Source organism: Pelovirga sp., assembly GCF_059864205.1.
In genome coordinates this window covers 13,175-29,104 of record NZ_JCBCBS010000156.1, presented here as the reverse complement: position 1 = coordinate 29,104, position 15,930 = coordinate 13,175, and the positions used below count along the sequence as shown (strand labels likewise).

17 protein-coding genes are annotated in these 15,930 nt (G+C 53.8%); 6 read left to right on the top strand and 11 right to left on the bottom strand.

Going from position 1 to position 15,930, the window contains the following annotated elements:
- A partial coding sequence (locus AC6F7T_RS10055; protein WP_500718483.1) for an AAA family ATPase occupies positions 1–147 on the bottom strand: 147 nt, incomplete at its 3' end.
- A 229-nt stretch (positions 148–376) separates the two neighbouring features.
- Here AC6F7T_RS10055 and AC6F7T_RS10050 point away from each other — a divergent pair.
- Entirely contained in the window at positions 377–3,478 is a 3,102-nt protein-coding gene (locus AC6F7T_RS10050; protein WP_500718481.1) for a YhdP family protein, read from the top strand.
- Between the two features lie 64 nt (positions 3,479–3,542).
- Here AC6F7T_RS10050 and AC6F7T_RS10045 read toward each other — a convergent pair whose 3' ends face one another.
- The 7 genes from AC6F7T_RS10045 to ubiE all read right to left on the bottom strand — a co-directional run bounded on the left by AC6F7T_RS10045 (position 3,543) and on the right by ubiE (position 10,256).
- Positions 3,543–4,040 (bottom strand): ferritin, encoded by a 498-nt coding sequence (locus tag AC6F7T_RS10045; RefSeq protein WP_500718480.1) that lies wholly within the window; start codon positions 4,038–4,040, stop codon positions 3,543–3,545.
- Positions 4,041–4,481: 441 nt separating this feature from the next.
- Positions 4,482–5,207 (bottom strand): ATP-binding cassette domain-containing protein, encoded by a 726-nt coding sequence (locus tag AC6F7T_RS10040; RefSeq protein WP_500718479.1) that lies wholly within the window; start codon positions 5,205–5,207, stop codon positions 4,482–4,484.
- Positions 5,207–6,004, bottom strand: a complete 798-nt coding sequence (locus tag AC6F7T_RS10035) for an ATP-binding cassette domain-containing protein (RefSeq protein WP_500718478.1) — start codon at positions 6,002–6,004, stop codon at positions 5,207–5,209. Before AC6F7T_RS10035 ends, AC6F7T_RS10040 begins: the two co-directional genes overlap by 1 nt.
- Positions 6,005–6,018: 14 nt before the next feature.
- Positions 6,019–7,035 carry an ABC transporter permease subunit gene (locus AC6F7T_RS10030; RefSeq protein WP_500718476.1) on the bottom strand — a complete coding sequence of 339 codons (1,017 nt, stop codon included), beginning with the start codon at positions 7,033–7,035 and terminating at the stop codon, positions 6,019–6,021.
- 9 nt (positions 7,036–7,044) lie between these two features.
- A complete protein-coding gene (locus tag AC6F7T_RS10025) occupies positions 7,045–7,956 on the bottom strand; it encodes an ABC transporter permease subunit (RefSeq protein WP_500718474.1) in 912 nt (303 codons plus the stop codon).
- 163 nt (positions 7,957–8,119) lie between these two features.
- Positions 8,120–9,283: an ABC transporter substrate-binding protein gene (locus AC6F7T_RS10020; protein ID WP_500718472.1), complete on the bottom strand. Its 1,164-nt coding sequence runs from the start codon at positions 9,281–9,283 to the stop codon at positions 8,120–8,122.
- 259 nt (positions 9,284–9,542) lie between these two features.
- Positions 9,543–10,256: a bifunctional demethylmenaquinone methyltransferase/2-methoxy-6-polyprenyl-1,4-benzoquinol methylase UbiE gene (gene ubiE, locus AC6F7T_RS10015; protein ID WP_500718471.1), complete on the bottom strand. Its 714-nt coding sequence runs from the start codon at positions 10,254–10,256 to the stop codon at positions 9,543–9,545.
- 117 nt (positions 10,257–10,373) lie between these two features.
- Between ubiE and AC6F7T_RS10010 the strand changes: the two genes are divergently transcribed.
- Positions 10,374–10,808 carry an NUDIX domain-containing protein gene (locus tag AC6F7T_RS10010; protein ID WP_500718469.1) on the top strand — a complete coding sequence of 145 codons (435 nt, stop codon included), beginning with the start codon at positions 10,374–10,376 and terminating at the stop codon, positions 10,806–10,808.
- Between the two features lie 102 nt (positions 10,809–10,910).
- On the opposite strand, the gene AC6F7T_RS10005 is transcribed toward AC6F7T_RS10010, so the two are convergent.
- Positions 10,911–11,705, bottom strand: coding sequence for an ADP-ribosylglycohydrolase family protein (locus AC6F7T_RS10005; protein ID WP_500718467.1), 795 nt, complete (start codon positions 11,703–11,705; stop codon positions 10,911–10,913).
- Positions 11,706–11,872: 167 nt separating this feature from the next.
- Between AC6F7T_RS10005 and AC6F7T_RS10000 the strand changes: the two genes are divergently transcribed.
- From AC6F7T_RS10000 to AC6F7T_RS09985, 4 genes are all read left to right on the top strand, one after another.
- Positions 11,873–12,718 (top strand): alpha/beta fold hydrolase, encoded by an 846-nt coding sequence (locus AC6F7T_RS10000; protein WP_500718464.1) that lies wholly within the window; start codon positions 11,873–11,875, stop codon positions 12,716–12,718.
- Positions 12,715–12,987 carry a hypothetical protein gene (locus AC6F7T_RS09995; RefSeq protein ID WP_500718462.1) on the top strand — a complete coding sequence of 91 codons (273 nt, stop codon included), beginning with the start codon at positions 12,715–12,717 and terminating at the stop codon, positions 12,985–12,987. The genes AC6F7T_RS10000 and AC6F7T_RS09995 overlap by 4 nt, the downstream gene beginning before the upstream one ends.
- Before the next feature lie 279 nt (positions 12,988–13,266).
- The gene (locus tag AC6F7T_RS09990; RefSeq protein ID WP_500718459.1) at positions 13,267–14,454 is read left to right on the top strand and encodes a DUF4382 domain-containing protein; all 1,188 of its coding nucleotides are present in this window, start codon (positions 13,267–13,269) and stop codon (positions 14,452–14,454) included.
- A gap of 363 nt (positions 14,455–14,817) precedes the next feature.
- Positions 14,818–14,946, top strand: a complete 129-nt coding sequence (locus tag AC6F7T_RS09985) for a hypothetical protein (RefSeq protein WP_500718457.1) — start codon at positions 14,818–14,820, stop codon at positions 14,944–14,946.
- Positions 14,947–14,958: 12 nt separating this feature from the next.
- Here the strand turns inward: AC6F7T_RS09985 and AC6F7T_RS09980 are convergent, their stop codons facing one another.
- On the bottom strand, positions 14,959–15,363 hold the full coding sequence (locus AC6F7T_RS09980; RefSeq protein WP_500718455.1) for a response regulator: 405 nt from the start codon (positions 15,361–15,363) through the stop codon (positions 14,959–14,961).
- Complete coding sequence (locus AC6F7T_RS09975) at positions 15,360–15,929, bottom strand: lipocalin family protein (RefSeq protein ID WP_500718452.1); 570 nt, start codon at positions 15,927–15,929, stop codon at positions 15,360–15,362. The genes AC6F7T_RS09980 and AC6F7T_RS09975 overlap by 4 nt, the downstream gene beginning before the upstream one ends.
- Position 15,930 lies beyond the last annotated feature (1 nt).

Below are 15,930 nucleotides of genomic sequence, written 5' to 3'. Positions count from 1 at the left end.
ACCCATCACCCACCGAATCGCATCCAGGATATTGCTCTTGCCGCACCCATTAGGGCCGACAATCCCGGTGATCCCCGTTTCAAACTGGATAGAGACCTTGTCGACGAAGGATTTGAACCCGAAAATGTCAAGACGCTTGATCTTCATGGCCTACAACGGACCGTCTTCAGGAAAGATAAAAAATTCAGCTGATGCCGGCATTGGGCACCTACCAAGGGGCGGGTTATGTTATCAGGGCAATTTGGTCAAGTAAAGCATAGATATCCCTGCCTCCCGCAGCCATTGTCTCTTGCTGGCCAGCACTGGACAGGCTATCATGAGGGACGGTTTAAATTATCTTTCATGCTGCCGACCGGGCGCAACAGGTACCAGATTCATGATGAGATCAATCATCACTACCACAACCCGCGCTCTCCTCACCTTGCTGCTCATTGGTTTGTTTGGAATTGCCCTGTTGCTGCTCTACATCAGCCGCCTGGAGTTCGAAGAGTATCGCCACGCCCTCGAGCAACAGGTCAGCTCGGCATTGCAGCAACCGGTCACTATCGGCTCCGGGTCCCTCAAGTTTCGCCGCGGATTTGTTATCGATCTGTATCAGGTTGAAATCGGCACAGAGCAGGAATTCCATTTGCGGATTCCGCAAATAAGCGCGACCCTCCCCCTGTTGCCGCTACTGAACAAACAAATTATTCTGCAGGATGTCGACATTCTCGGAGCCAGAGCCACCCTGCATTTACCTCTAGCGCACCAACCTCCCCCTGCGGCAGCAACAATAAAAGACTCCCCTTTCCAGCTCGACATCCGCATGCTGACGGTCAGACATGCCGAGGCCAGAATTTATGACAAGGAAGCCCCGCTGGTTCACCTGACCAATCTCCATGCGATCATCTATGACTGGCAGGCACAACAGTCCTCAAAACTGGTAATTTCCGGGCATGAGGTTGAAATGCGTGCCGATTTTCTCCTTGAAACCCTGCTGCCGCCCTTAATCGGCGACAACTGGCGCCTGCGTGACTGGCGCGCTGACCTGCAGATCGGTCGCCACGGTTCCGAAACCCGAGTGACAGATGTGAAATCCGCTCTGGCGCAAGCGGGGCGCATCAAGCTGACCCTCGACGGCATCCCCGCCGCGGGAGCCCAGGTATCAGCCACCGTAACCCGGGCCGGCAGCGGCTCACCATTGATTTATATTGACGGCATCTGGACATCGGCAAAAGACGCTGAACATTTCAGTGATCTTGCCGGCAAGCTGCTCGGCTTTCCGGCCAGTGGCCATCTGAGGCTGCAGCACACCCCGGTGCGACAACTGCAAGCACAACTTAAAAGCAGAGACCTGAGTGTCACAGCTGCCGATTTTGCCGCTATCGATCAGTTTACCCGAGCCGGGTTCGTCGCGGGGACCCTCGATCATCTGCTCCTGCGCATCGACCATCAGTGGCCTGAATCAGATGCTAGTGCATCCCCTGTACAGATCGAGGGCGAGGTCAAGCTCTCAGACATTGCTTGGGAGAACACCGATCCCTGGTCAATTGATGCCATTTCGTCGGAATTAATCCTCAGTGGCTCAACCCTGACCCTGTCCGCCACCCAAGCTCATACCAGGGTGGGCAGTTTCGCTGCCGATGGCCGGATCGATCATCTTTTTACCGAACCGGTTTTAAAGCTGGAAGCACGCGCCGCCCCCTTGCTGGAACAGCTTCTTGCCAAACTGACTCTGCCCGCTGGATTTTCTGCCAGCGGTCCGGCACAAATCAATCTTGGCATCGATGGTACCCTTGATGCCCCATCTTTCAACCTGCGTGTCCGCCTGGACGACAGCGGCATTGTACTGAACTCCTACTATCGCAAGGAAGCACAGCAACCAGCGCATATCGATGTTAGCGGGACCTGGCATCAGCACGACCGCATTGAACTTGACCGTTTCGATATGTATAGTTCACCCATAGGCCTGACCGGCAAGGCAACCATTCGTCCCTGGGATAAAGAGCCAGGCGTCGCACTGACCACAGATAATCTGGACTTGTCCAGCCTGTCCTCCATCAACAGCACCTTCGCGCGCCTGCAGTTAGCCGGCACTGCAGCGGCAGACCTATTCTTTGACGTCACCTCCTGGCATGGCAAGCTGTTCCTGACAGAAGGTGGCGCTTATCTGACCTCCCTGATCGGCGACCTCAATGGAGTTTCCGGCGAGATCGACATCGACAAAAGTGGCCTGCGTTTCAGCCAGTTACCAGCCAAACTGGGCGACTCAGCGTTTATTGTCGACGGCGACATGCAAGGGTGGAGCGCTCCGCTGCTCAGGCTCGAGGTTGCCGCCAACCGCGCCCGGGCACAGGACCTGGTATTCCGTCACCCGGAACTGACCCTGCATAACCTTCGCGGCCATCTGGAGATTGATCAACACGGCATTTCCTTTGATCCGGTGACAGTGACCCTCGAAGACTCTACCCAGGCGTCCGTGTTCGGCAGCGTCAAGAACTTCAGACGACCGCAAACCAATCTGGTTATTCATGGCGAAAAAGCCGATGTCCTCGACATTATCAAGCTGTTCCGCAATCCGGCAAAACGGTCACCAAAAAACACCCCTGACGACTCGCCGCAGGAACCCATAACCATCCAGATTACCGCGCGCGAAGGAACCTTGGGTGGCATGAAATTTACCGCCGCCCGCGCCACCTTAATTGATTCCAAGGGCGTTATCTCCATTTACCCTCTAACCTTTGAAAGCGGCGGCGGCTGGATCCGCGCCAAGGTCGAATACAACCGCCATGATCTGGCAGCCCCGCTTAAAATTTCCGGTCATATCAATGGCGTCGACGCCGCTACCGTCCACCATGATCTATTTGATCGCCCCGGCCTCATCCGCGGGCCAATGACCGGTGACTTTTACCTCGAAGGAGACCCGGGCAGCGGCACATTCTGGAAGCACGCCAGCGGCGGTGCCTACTTTCAGATCCACCAGGGTACATTACGAAAATTCCGCGGACTGGCACAGATCTTTTCCCTGCTCAATGTCTCACAGATCTTCAGCGGCAGACTGCCGGACATGGATCGCGAAGGAATGCCGTTCACCTTGATGGAGGGGAGTGTTCAACTCAGTAACGGATTGGTTCATAGCGAAGATCTCAAAATCATCAGTGAAGCGATGAATATGTCGATTGTCGGCAAGCACAATCTCAAGGACGAAACCGTTGACATGACCCTCGGGGTCATGCCGCTCCGCACGATTGACAAGGTAGTCAGCTCTATTCCCATTGCCGGCTGGATTCTGGCAGGGGAAGACCGGGCAGTGCTGACCGCCTATTTCCGGGTCGAAGGCGCGACTGGAAATCCATCTGTCAGCGCCATACCGGTCGACTCCATTGCCGGCACCGTCTTGGGCGTTTTTAGACGCACCCTCGGATTACCGGAGAAGCTGATTAAGGACATCGGCTCCCTCTTCCAGCCGGAAATCATCAAGAAAGAAGAAACCGAATAACCCCCTCCGCAAAGAGGGTGAACTCCCGGCGGAGGTCGTTGCTCTGAGTCATCAGAGTCCAATATTACTCACGTACGTACGTATCCATATCGCTCTCATGCACCATCCCCATGGTACGGGAATATTCTGATGCAATAATTTCATAGTGGATACGGGTATCCCTGGCCACGTCGTTAAATATGGCGCGCACCTGGGGATCGATGATGTTTTTGGCGGCCTGCAGAAAGGTTTTTTCCATGTTCTCTTCCTCTTTCAGGGCCAACTCCCGGGCTTTGCGCTCGTGAACATCCTTGTTCAACGCTTTTCTCAGCTCGAGCAGCATGACCGAGTCAGCCTTAGGCGGTTGACTCATCAGCTCGTCAAAGCTGCCCAGATCATCCCAATGATAGTATTGATAAAACTTCCTGGCGTTATCACAAGCCTCGCCGGCAAGCCGGGCGAGGACCTTCTTGCCCATTTCATTTTCAGTAATTTTTGCCGCTTCCAGGTAAAAATCCATCAGATTCTTTTTTGCCATAATCGCCATTTTCAATGCTTCTTTGACCGTGTATTCCTGTGGCATAAGATCCTCCTGGGTTAGGGGGCATTGCTGACAAGGGAAATGAAAGCGTGGTCAATTGTAAAAATTGATTGCCAGAGTTACTCAAACTTTTATCATTTTTTTTCAAAAAAGCTACTGTCACCGAGCTGATTTATGGCATTGGGAGATTTCAGCTGTGAAGGTTTTTTGAAGTGTCCGGTGGCACAGGACATGCGCAGGCACAAAGATGCCCTTTACCGAGCAGAAGGTGAACATGTTGAGTAGGGGGGTGGAACTGTTCAGCACGAGATCGGGGCTGCCTTGACAAGGGCGACCGTCGTCATGGCGGGCGGCCGTCGAACGGCCATGGACGGCCCCATTAGAAACAGTCGTGTCCCTTGGCGTGGTAGCCCCAATTCCATGCAAAGTGGGTACTGAGTAGTTACGAGTGGAGTTGCAGGGGTAGATTGGGAAGCCGATTCATCAGCCTCCCAGATAGGCTTTTTTAACCTCGGGATTGTTGATCAGTTGAGCACTGGTGCCCTCCGCGACGATTGTGCCGGTATCGAGCACGTAACCGCGATGGGCGAGATTCAAAGCGAGGCTGGCGTTCTGTTCCACCAGCAGGATGGTCATACCCTCTTCGTTGAGCCTTTTAAGTTTACGGAACAGTTCGTATTTGAGTACCGGCGCGAGTCCCATACTCGGTTCGTCGAGCAGAAGGAGCCGGCAGCCGGTCATCAGGGCACGACCGACGGCCAACATCTGCTGTTCGCCGCCGCTCAAGGATTCACTGCGTTGGTGGCGACGTTCCTTGAGTCGGGGAAAGAGATCGAACACGCGCTCGTACTCCCGTTCCAGGTCGGCATCCTTGTCACGCGCGAAGGTGGCAAGCTTGAGGTTCTCCATCACCGTCAGGTTGCCGAAAATGCGGCGTCCCTCCGGGGACAGCGCCATTTTGAGTTGCTTGACGACATCACTTGGGCGCGTGGTCAGGATGGACCTGCCCTGGAAGCGGATATCGCCGCCGATGACCCGTGGGGCTTCAGGAGGGGTCAACCGCGCGATCGCATAGAGGCTCGTGGTCTTGCCGGCACCATTGGCGCCGATCAGGGTGACAATTTCCCCTGCGTTGACATGGAAACTGATGCCGTGCAGTGCCTGGATATTGCCATATTTAACTTCGAGGTTTTCAACCGAGAGCATCATCAGATTTTATCATCCCCCAGATAAGCGGTAACGACCGCTGGATGATTGCGGATATCATCCGGCGTTCCTTCAGCGATGGTTTGGCCGAAATCTATAACCTTGATGTGGGTGCACAACTCCATCATCACATCCATGTGATGCTCAATCATCCAGATGGTGACATCAAAACGATCATGAATCCAACGGATCAGGCGGATCAGTTCGTGAATATCAGACGAGTTGAGTCCGGCTGCCGGTTCGTCGAGGAGCAGCAGTTTCGGATGAATCGACAAGGCACGAGCGATTTCCAGCTTGCGCTGGGTGCCATAAGGGAGATTCCGGGGGTATTCGTCGGCATACTTCTTCAGCTCGAAAATCTCCAGCAACTCCGTCGCTTCGCGGGCGATTTCCTCTTCCCGCTGACGATAGCGCTTGCTGCGCACGGCACTGTGAAAGAACCCGTAACCGAGGCGATAATGCTGCGCCACCCGGATATTGTCCATGACCGACATGTCGTTCCACAAACGGATATTTTGAAAGGTTCTGGCTACCCCCAGAGCAGTAACCTTGTGGGGCTTTAATCCAGCCGTCGGTACGCCGTCGACCAGAATCTGCCCCTCACTCGGCTGATAAAAACCGCTGACCAGATTGAATACCGTTGTTTTGCCTGCGCCGTTGGGACCAATCAGTCCGGTCAACTGCTTACCAGCAAGCGTGACGTTGAAATCGGATACGGCACGCAAACCACCAAAATTTTGCGTCAAACCGCGAATCTCCAGGATCGGGTCGGAAGTTGTCTGCTGCTGTACTTGTTGCATAGTTCTGACCATCTCTATTTAAACCGATAGAATTTCTTCAGCCGGGGGAAGGTCTGGCCAAGCTCGCGATTCCCCATGATTCCTTCCGGACGAAACTGCATCAGAATAATCAGCACCAGCGGAATAACGATCCACTTGATGATCTGCAATGGCCGCAGCAATTCCAGCAAAATCGTAAAAAGTATTGCCGCCAGGATCGACCCGGAAAGGGATCCCATCCCGCCCAGATATACCATCACCATAATCTCCGTCGACTTGAGAATATTAAAGCTGCCCGGATTGACGTAGCCGAGAATATAAGCAAACAGCCCCCCGCCAATTCCCGCCAGTCCTGATGACAGCATAAAGGTAATGGTTTTAATCTTGTTGGTGTTGACGCTCATTATTTCGGCAGCGACTTCGTCCTGGCTGATGGCGTTGACTCCCTTGCCGAAGGTAGAGGAGACATAACGGCGAATCACCCACACAGAAAAAATCGTAAATATAAACACCCAGATCGGCATCCACGGCAGATAGATGGTGTCTTCCATAGCGTTGATCACCCCCTTCATGCCCATGAAGCCGCGGGAGCCACCGATGGCGCTCATATTTTCGATCGCGCTGATAATAATGTAATTGGCCGCAATGGTGATGATTGCCAGATAATCGCCGCGGGTTTTGTAGGAGGGAAAGGCCACCAGCAATCCAGCCAGAGCCGCCGCAATGCCTCCGGCAAGGATAATCACCGGAAAGGCGTAGAGGGCGTATTCAGGGTCCAGCACTGGTGCACCGAATACCCGATCCCTGGCGAACAGCCAGACTCCAAGCACCGAGGCAACGTAGGCTCCGACACACATGAACCCGGCGTGACCGCAGGAAAATTCGCCCATGTAGCCGTTGACCAGGTTCAGGCTCGAAGACAGAATGATATTCACCCCCATGAACATCAGCACCGACAAATAATAAAGTCCCAGATACTCATTGTAGGCAAGATAGACAACCAGCCCGCCGAGCGTCGCCAGGATCAGGTGAACAGAATAACGTCTCAGCAAGGGGTTCTCCTAGATCTTGGTAGTTTTGGCAACGCCGAAAAACCCGGTCGGCTTGAAGGTCAGGATCACCAGCAGCACGGTAAAAGCGATCAGGTCACGCAAGGTCGACGGAAAAAAAGCCACCACCAGGATCTCGATCGCGCCCAGCAGAAATCCGCCTAAAAACGCGCCACGGATATCGCCGATACCGCCGACCACGGCGGCGATGAAAGCCTTCCAACCGATCAGCGCCCCCATGTAAGGCTCCAGCACCGGATAGCTCATGGCAAACAGCAGACCAGCCAGCCCGGCAAAGCCGGAACCAAGGACAAAGGTGATGACGATGATCTGATCCAGCGGAATCCCCATCAGCGGCACCGCAAACTTGTCGTAGGAGATCGCCCGCATCGCCATGCCGACTCGGGTCCGGGTGACGATCCAGTGCAGGATCAGAAACACCAGAAAAGCAGTGACGATAACGGCAACCTTGAGGTTGGTGAAACTCACACCGCCGACGTTATAGACATGCTCCTGGATCAACGGTGGGAAAGCTTTGCGACTGGCGCCGAAAATCGCCAGGTTGGCGTGCTGCAGAATCAAACCGCACATCAGGGCGGTAATGACCACGTAAAGTCGGTGGGCACCCTTGTTGCGCAGGGGTCGATAAGCGATCCGCTCCAGGGTGACCCCGACCAGGGACGTCAGAATCATGGTCAGGGGGACACACAGGGCCAGCACCACCCAACCGGGCACCCCCAGTGACACCAGAAAAAAGGTGGCGACAAAAAAAGCAATGTAGGCACCGACCATAAAAACATCGCCGTGGGCGAAATTGATCAGGGTCAACACCCCGTACACCAGGGTATAGCCAAGGGCAATCAGAGCGTAGAAACTCCCCCACTGCAGGGCATTGATGGCGTTTTGAATAATCAGTTCCAACATCAGCAAACCTTTAGTACAACAAAGCGACCACGCAACTCAGCCATAACCGGATACCAGGCGGCATTGGTGGTCATCACTTCAACGCTGTATCCATTTATCTATCTAAAGGGGCATTCCAGCCCGACCCTGCTGGGTCGGGCTGAAACAATGACATGAACGCTGATCAGGGACAGACAGATTCTTTGAACTCGAACTCGCCGGTCTGGCTGATCTGAACCACCACGGCACATTTGACCGGATCACCTTCCTCATCGAATTTCATGCTGCCGGTAATCCCGTCAAAGCTGGTGATCGCCTTCATCCCGTCGAGAATCGCCTGACGGTCGGTACGCAAACGGCCGGTCAACCGGCCGGCATTCTGAATCGCCTGCAACACCACCTTGGTGGCGTCCCAGGTCAGGGCAGCGACGTCATCCGGGGTATAGCCGTAAGTCGCAGTGTAGCGGTCGATGAATTCTTTGGTCGCGCCGGTGGCACCAGCGGCGGCGTAGTGGGTGGAGAAGTGCAGCCCTTTACAAACATCACCGCACAGGGTCATCAACTCTGCTGAGCCCCAGGCATCGGAGCCCATAATTTCACCGGTATAGCCTTGTTGACGCGCCTGACGCACGATCAGCGCCACCTGATTGTAGTTGTTGGGAACAAAAATAAAGTCGGGCTTACGGTTGATGATGGTGGTCAACTGCGCGGAGAAGTCCTGGTCACGGGTGCCGTGGCTTTCAAAGGCGACGACGCTGCCTGCTCCCATCTTCTCTTCAAACACCTGCTTGAAGATTTCAGCCAATCCTTTTGAATAATCGTTGGACAGATCATAAATAACCGCAGCAGTCTTCGCGCCGAAGGTCTTGACGGCGAAATTGACGGCCACCGGCCCCTGGAAGGGATCAAGGAAGGCGGCGCGGAACACCCAGGGACGATCCAGTGTCGCATCCGGATTGGTCGCCCAGGGGGAAACCATCACCGTCTTGTTATCGTTGGCAATCTGCCCGGCCGGTACCGCCTGCTTTGATGAATTGGGCCCGACCACCGCCAGCACCTGATCGCGCTCGATCAGTTTGAGCATCGCCGTGACCGCGGATTCTGCCTTTGATTCGTTATCCTCATAGATAAAATCAAGCTTGTAGGCTTTACCACCGACCATCAGTCCGCCGGCACCATTGATATCGGCCTTGAGCATTTCAGCGGCAAACTTGGAGGATTCGCCAACCTTCGGAATATCCCCGGTCAGGGAAATATTGAAACCGATCTTGATGGTGTCCGCCAGAACCGGCAGCGCCAACGCCAGTGAAAGGGTCAGTGCCAGAAACAAAATGACTGTTTTTCTCATTGAAGCCTCCTGTTGGTTGATGGAAAATCGTTTGTCAAATAACCATTGCCGCAAAGAGCACAAAAAAACCGCCCGCCGGTTATCTTCCAACCAGATCGTGGCGGCATCATTGCCCTGCCAAAAATAGATTTACATTCTTCCATAAACACCTTCACCCTGAATAAAACCGCTGTTCATTGTTTTTCAATCAGGTCAAGAAATCAAGGACAAAGTACTGAGGTGAGCGAATACAATAACCTTCTGCCGCTCAGTTAAATCACTAGCGCGGCTTGTCCCCCACGTACACAGTCGCAATACCATAAGTCAGATCAACATACTGTACCCGCGCAAAACCGGCTGCGGTCATCATGGCGGCAAAGTTCTTCTGCGCTGGAAACTCGAGCACTGAATCGGGCAGATACTGGTATGCACTGCGCTTTGACAGCAGCCCGCCGATGGTTGGCAGCACTTTTTGAAAGTAAAAATAATAAATGCTGCGAAAAAACTGATTTTTCGGATGGGAAAACTCAAGAACAACTGCCCTTCCCCCCGGCTTGAGCACCCGCACCATCTCGCGTAAGCCCGCCTCACGATCAACGACATTGCGGATACCAAAGGCGATAGTCACGCCATCAAAACAGTTATCCGGATGGGGAATCGCTTCACAGGGGGCGTTGACCAGCATGATGCGCTCACCAAAAGGGGACTGCTTCAGTTTGGCCTGCCCCTGAACCAGCATCCCTTGAGTAAAATCTTCACCAACAATCATCACCGATGGGTCGGTCTGGGCAGCGACCTCGAGAGCGACATCACAGGTACCGGTAGCAATATCAAGCACCAGGCCATTCTTGGGGATTTTCAACTGGCTGACAGCAAAGCGCCGCCAGCGGCGGTCAATACCCAGCGATAGAACCCGATTGAGCAGATCGTAACGACCGGAGATATCATCGAACATCTGCCGTACACCGCGGCCTTTGGCGGAAATTTGATACATGAAAAAAACTCCTGTATTAACGGGATTGTCACGGAAGATGTTTCTATCATAGAGTGTTTGGCAGCACCAACAAAAAACCCGACGCCCCGAACCTGCTCTTTCACGAAAAGCGTGCAAATGAACACACCACAATCAGAGCAAACCACCATCGTCTGTGCTGCTATCATAATTCATCAGCAAAAAGTGCTGCTGACCTTGCGCCCAAAAGAGAAACGCCTGGGCGGCTATTGGGAATTTCCCGGTGGCAAGCTGGAACCGGGTGAAGCTCCTCACTGCGCTCTACAGCGTGAATTACGCGAAGAAATCGACATCCAGGTTGACATTGAGCGGTTGCTCGAAAGAGTTCACTATGCCTACCAATGGGGGACGGTCAGGATCGACGGTTATTTGTGCCGACTTGCCGGAGGGACCATCAAGCACCTGGAGGTTGCCGACCACGCCTGGGTTCCCTTTGACCAGCTGGACAACTACCGCATTCTGCCCGCTGACAAACCCTTTATCGAGTGGCTGAAACACCACGGCCGCCAGGAAGAATACCGGGAGAACCAATGAGCATTAAACCGGCAATTTTCTGTGAAAACTGTGTCGCCCCACCTTTTTGGCCTGCTGGGCGAATAGGGTTTCAGTTGTCTGGTTGAAACGACCTGCAAGCACCTACCTGTTGGATACCGGCGGCGGACTGGCCATCACCTCATGACAAAAGCGCGTTACAACCTGCCGCTGCGACTGATCAAGGTTGCTTAAACACCATTGCACCAGATCCTCCGGCACACCGCCATAGAAAGCCTCGGCAATACTGCCGCTGATGCAGGCAATAGTGTCGGAATCGCCACCGATGGAAACTGCGGTACGGATGGCGTCCTCAACATCGCTGCTGTGGAGAAAACACACCAGCGCCTGGGGGACCGACCCCTGGCAGGTGACATCGAAAGCATAGTCGGGACGGATATCATCCGGGGTCATGGCTAGATCATAAGAAAAAGTCTCTGTGATCCAGCTTTTCATCTGCTGCTTTGACTCACCACATCGCGCCAGAAAAATCGCCGCCGCCACCGCCTGCGCACCCTTGACCCCTTGCGGATGATTGTGGGTCGGCAGGGCGCTTTGCCGGGCAAGATCCATCACCTCCGCCAAAGCTTGTCCGTACCACCCTACCGGTGCCACCCGCATGGCCGAGCCATTACCAAAGCTGTTGTACCCTCTGGTACTGTCGCCTTGCGCCCAGGCGGCAAAACCGCCACCGTAACCAGCATTAGGATAACGGCGATAGCAGGTGCGATAGACCTCGCCAAAGGGTATATTGTCGAGCAAGGCCTGCGCTGTGGCAATAGTCAGCACCGAGTCGTCGGTGGCCCGACAGTCGGCGTGACAGAACTCAAAATCCTTGGCCTTATAGTTGTGCCCTTCAAAACGACTGCCGACCATATCTCCAAGCAATGCACCGAGCATGATGACCCTCCTGAACCATTCGCCGATTTGCGCAACCTTCATTCCTTATCTATACTTTGGGAGAAAGGCTGTAGTAGGGACAAAGCGCGCCGTTTCCCTACTGAACCGATACCATATTCAACAAGCAATCCGCGCCTGTCGTCAATTGTTGCTGATCGGATTACCAGATGTCCAACGACAAGGTTACCAGCAAGATCATAGCACTGGTGGCCGGATTATTCCTCATCCTGCTAAGTGGCTGCTCTATGGATAATGCCTTTATTTTCTTTCCGACCCGCGAGCTGGTCATGACGCCACACAACGTCGGGCTGCCTTACGACGAGGTCTACTTCACTGCCGCCGATGGTACCAGACTGCACGGCTGGTTTGTACCAGGTCAGGCGGAAGCTCCGGTTATCCTGTTTTTTCATGGCAACGCCGGCAACATCTCCCACCGCGTCGACAACCTGCGCCTGTTTCACCAGCACCTCGGCGTCAGCGTTTTCATCATTGATTACCGTGGTTACGGCAACAGCGCCGGAAAAACCAGCGAAGAGGGTACTTATGCCGATGCCCGTGGCGCACTTGGCTGGTTGCACGATAACGGCTGGAACAATGACCGCATCATCTATTTCGGTCGATCTGTAGGAGCAGCTGTAGCCACTCAGCTTGCCCTTGAAAAGCCGCCGGCGGGGCTGGTGCTGGAATCTCCCTTCACCTCGGTAGCGGCCATGGGGCGCCGTCACAATCCGATTCTCTACTTTCTGCTTGGGTGGCTGCTCCAATCACGCTACGACACTTTGAGCAAAATCGATCAGGCAGGCGCCCCCCTGCTGCTGTTCCATGGTACGCGGGACACCATCGTCCCGCCCGCCATGGGAAAAGACGTGTTCGCCCGCGCAAGGGAACCGAAAACCCTGCACCTGATTGAAGGGGCCGGCCACAACGATACCCTTGCCCACGGACAGCGGGAATACTGGCAGGCCTGGCGCACCTTCATCGCAACCCTGACTTTGTCCGCGGAGGCCAAGTGACTATCCGGGGCTGCGACATTCGACTACTGATCCTGCTGCTGATCTTCGTACCATCTCTTGTTTGTGCTGATGAGCCGAATGCAACCCGGATCATCGAACGTATGGTCGCTGCCATGTACGGTGATTCAAGCTACGCCGAAATGGTGATGCGCATTGAACGGCCGCGCTACACCCGTGAAATCGCCCTGCGCACCTGGGAGAAAGATCGTAATTACTCGCTGATTTTGAGGAGTCCGGGACCAGCAGGAAGTTCATCGGCCGCGGAATAAATCATAACCCGGGTCCGGCTCCACCAGCCACAGTGTCATTCCCGACCGGAGTTGACCTTCGGATCCGGGCCACGGCTGAGATGGCACTGCTACATGAGTGGACACTGCTGGAGATCACGCAGTCATCATTGTCGGTGGCGGACCGTTCAATATTAGCGCAAACTGCGCCGGGCACGGCATGTGCCTGGAAACCCGCGCATGGCTTTTTGCGGCGATCATGATATAATGGACGATCAAAACCCACACAACAAATGAAAAGTCATTCAAGGAGGTACCACCATGTCAGCAAAGAAAATATTCCTGTCCCTCTCACTCTCACTTGCTACTCTGATGACCCTCACCCTCGCTTCATGTGGTGGCGGAGGTGGCAGCGGCAGTAGCGGTGATGGAACCCTCAAATTATATCTCACCGACAGCGCTACTCAGGATTACCGCGCCGTCTACGTGACCATTGATCGAGTTGATGTCCATCGTGCCGACGGCAACTGGGAGGTAGTGGCCAATCCCCAAACAACCTACAACCTGCTTGAACTGGTTAATGGCGTCACCGTAGTTCTTGGTGAAGACCAGTTACCGGCGGGCGATTATACCCAGATGCGCCTGATGATTGGCAATACCCCTGATGATGGCGAAAACATTGCCGGCGATACCCATCAGCACGCTAATTATTTGCTCAGCGGTGATGATCTTGATGTCGAGCCCTTCAAAAAAATCCCCAGCGGCCAAAAAACCGGCATCAAAATTGTCGGTGGATTCACCATCAATACCGACAAGACCACCGAGCTGCTCCTCGATTTTGACGCCATGCGCTCCGTTGTCAAGCTTGGGAAATCAGGAAACAACAATGACAAGGCGGAATATCTGCTCAAACCCACCATCAAGGTACTTGACCGCAGCACTGAAGCCACGGTTAACGGCACTATAACAAGCACGGTCGATACTGAACCGGAACCCCTTGCCGGTGCCTTCGTCAGTGCCCAGTCAGGTGATCCGCTACAAATCCAGGCCGGCACAATTAGTAATGATAAGGGTAAATATAGGCTGTTCCTGGAGCAGGGCGGCTACACACTGGTGACGACAGCAGACGGTTACCTGCCGACATGCCGCTCCCTGTCTTTAATAAGCGGCGATCAACGGCTGATCGATTTCAATCTGATGGCTGCGGCTATTTCTTTTGATCTCAGCGGTACCGTTACCGTTGCGGAACCTGGTGAAAATGAACGTGTTGTCCTGACGTTCTATCAAACTGTTGCCTGCAACGATGATACAACCGCTATAGTGGTGGTCAGGGAGTTAAATTTTGACGCTGACGCTGATGGAATCGGTTATCAACTCAGCCTGCCTACAGGAAATTATCGTGTTGTAGCGACTCATGTCGTTCTTGCCAATGAAGAAGAAATCGTAGAGTCGACCATTGCACGGAACATCATCCTGAACAATCATCTTGTTGAGGATTTCAACTTCTAACAGCCCGGGTATTTTGCCTAGGTACTTTATTTGTCATTCCCGAAGCGATTCTGATCGGGAATCCAGGCTCTAAGCAATTGGAATGCTGGATCCCCGACAAATGCATTCGGGGATGACTGACTGTTTATCCACCGCTTAACAGCAGTATTTTCCTGAATATCGAAAACCCCATCAGCGGTGAACGGCGATGGGGTTTCATTGTGAGGTAATTATTCAGCTGCAGTCCTTCGCGCAGGGCCTTTGGATCCTGTGGCAAGGCTTTTTGTCGCCATGGACGGCGACAACAAGCGGTCATGGATGACCCAACGGGAAACAATCACGTCCCTTGACAGAGGATTTCCGACCCGATGCTGAACAGATCCATTGAGAGAAACCTCACATACTGACCTGGTAACCGAAATCACCGCGATGAAACACGCCTTCCAGGTCAATTTTAAAGCCCTGCAGACCAGTGCTAAGATGGAAAAAACCACCCTTGATCTGATCGGTTGATCTGACAGGCCGTCAGCCCTTGAGGACCTGCTGAACCTTCAGCAGAAACTCCGCCACCGAGAAGGGCTTCTGGATAAAATAAACACCTTCGTTGAGCACGCCGTGGTGAGCTATGACGTTAGCGCTGTATCCTGACATAAACAGCACCTTCATCTGTGGCTGCAGGATCTTCAAGATGCCGGCCAGATCTCGACCATTCATCTCCGGCAGCACGACATCAGTCACCATCAGGTCGATGGAATCTTCCTTCTGTCGCGCCAGACGAATCGCTTCACTTGACGACGTCGTTGACAAAACCTGATAGCGGTAATTCTCGAGCATGGTTTTGGCCAATTCGAGAATCGCCTGATCATCCTCAACCAGCAGCACGGTTTCTCCGCGACCTGATGGAAGAGCAGAATGCTCGGAATCTGTCATTTTTTCAACCTCACCACACTGCCGGGGTGCTTACCAATCCCCTCTGCCGCTGCCGTCTGTTCAACAAAAATCAGCTCGCTGACAGCAAAACCCTTCTCCTGCGCTGTCGCGATCAGCCGTTGTTTGATGTCATCCGTCAGTGTCGGTTGACGGGCAAGAATCCATAAATAGGAGGTGTTCGGACCACTGATCAGGGCGTAATTGTAATCTTCCTGATCCAACTCGAAAATGATATAGGAGCCATAGAATGGGCCAAAAAAAGAAACCTTGAGAAAACCACGCGTTGGCTCGCGGACAAAACGCGCCTTGCCTTCGGCTTCCTTCCAGCGCTTGTTGGCTTGGTCATAACCGCGATTGACCACCCGCACCATCCCGTCCTCACGCAAACTGTAATCGGCGGTAACGTCACTCAGGCCGCGCTCAAAGGAATGATCGAGGCGGGCAATTTCGTACCAGCGCCCGAGGTAGCGATCAAGGTCAAAGGGTTCAACCGGCGTGATACCGGCGGGGATATTGACACAGCCGGAAAGCAGCAGCGTCACAGCAGCAGTTATCCGTTTGAGCATC

What these genes read in the sequence shown, in the direction of transcription:
- AC6F7T_RS10050 (WP_500718481.1), top strand. Translation starts at nt 377, where the DNA reads ATGATGAGATCAATCATCACTACCACAACCCGCGCTCTCCTCACCTTG.
- AC6F7T_RS10045 (WP_500718480.1), bottom strand. Translation starts at nt 4,040, where the DNA reads ATGCCACAGGAATACACGGTCAAAGAAGCATTGAAAATGGCGATTATG.
- AC6F7T_RS10040 (WP_500718479.1), bottom strand. Translation starts at nt 5,207, where the DNA reads ATGATGCTCTCGGTTGAAAACCTCGAAGTTAAATATGGCAATATCCAG.
- AC6F7T_RS10035 (WP_500718478.1), bottom strand. Translation starts at nt 6,004, where the DNA reads ATGCAACAAGTACAGCAGCAGACAACTTCCGACCCGATCCTGGAGATT.
- AC6F7T_RS10025 (WP_500718474.1), bottom strand. Translation starts at nt 7,956, where the DNA reads ATGTTGGAACTGATTATTCAAAACGCCATCAATGCCCTGCAGTGGGGG.
- AC6F7T_RS10020 (WP_500718472.1), bottom strand. Translation starts at nt 9,283, where the DNA reads ATGAGAAAAACAGTCATTTTGTTTCTGGCACTGACCCTTTCACTGGCG.
- ubiE (WP_500718471.1), bottom strand. Translation starts at nt 10,256, where the DNA reads ATGTATCAAATTTCCGCCAAAGGCCGCGGTGTACGGCAGATGTTCGAT.
- AC6F7T_RS10010 (WP_500718469.1), top strand. Translation starts at nt 10,374, where the DNA reads ATGAACACACCACAATCAGAGCAAACCACCATCGTCTGTGCTGCTATC.
- AC6F7T_RS10005 (WP_500718467.1), bottom strand. Translation starts at nt 11,705, where the DNA reads ATGCTCGGTGCATTGCTTGGAGATATGGTCGGCAGTCGTTTTGAAGGG.
- AC6F7T_RS10000 (WP_500718464.1), top strand. Translation starts at nt 11,873, where the DNA reads ATGTCCAACGACAAGGTTACCAGCAAGATCATAGCACTGGTGGCCGGA.
- AC6F7T_RS09990 (WP_500718459.1), top strand. Translation starts at nt 13,267, where the DNA reads ATGTCAGCAAAGAAAATATTCCTGTCCCTCTCACTCTCACTTGCTACT.
- AC6F7T_RS09980 (WP_500718455.1), bottom strand. Translation starts at nt 15,363, where the DNA reads ATGACAGATTCCGAGCATTCTGCTCTTCCATCAGGTCGCGGAGAAACC.
- AC6F7T_RS09975 (WP_500718452.1), bottom strand. Translation starts at nt 15,929, where the DNA reads ATGCTCAAACGGATAACTGCTGCTGTGACGCTGCTGCTTTCCGGCTGT.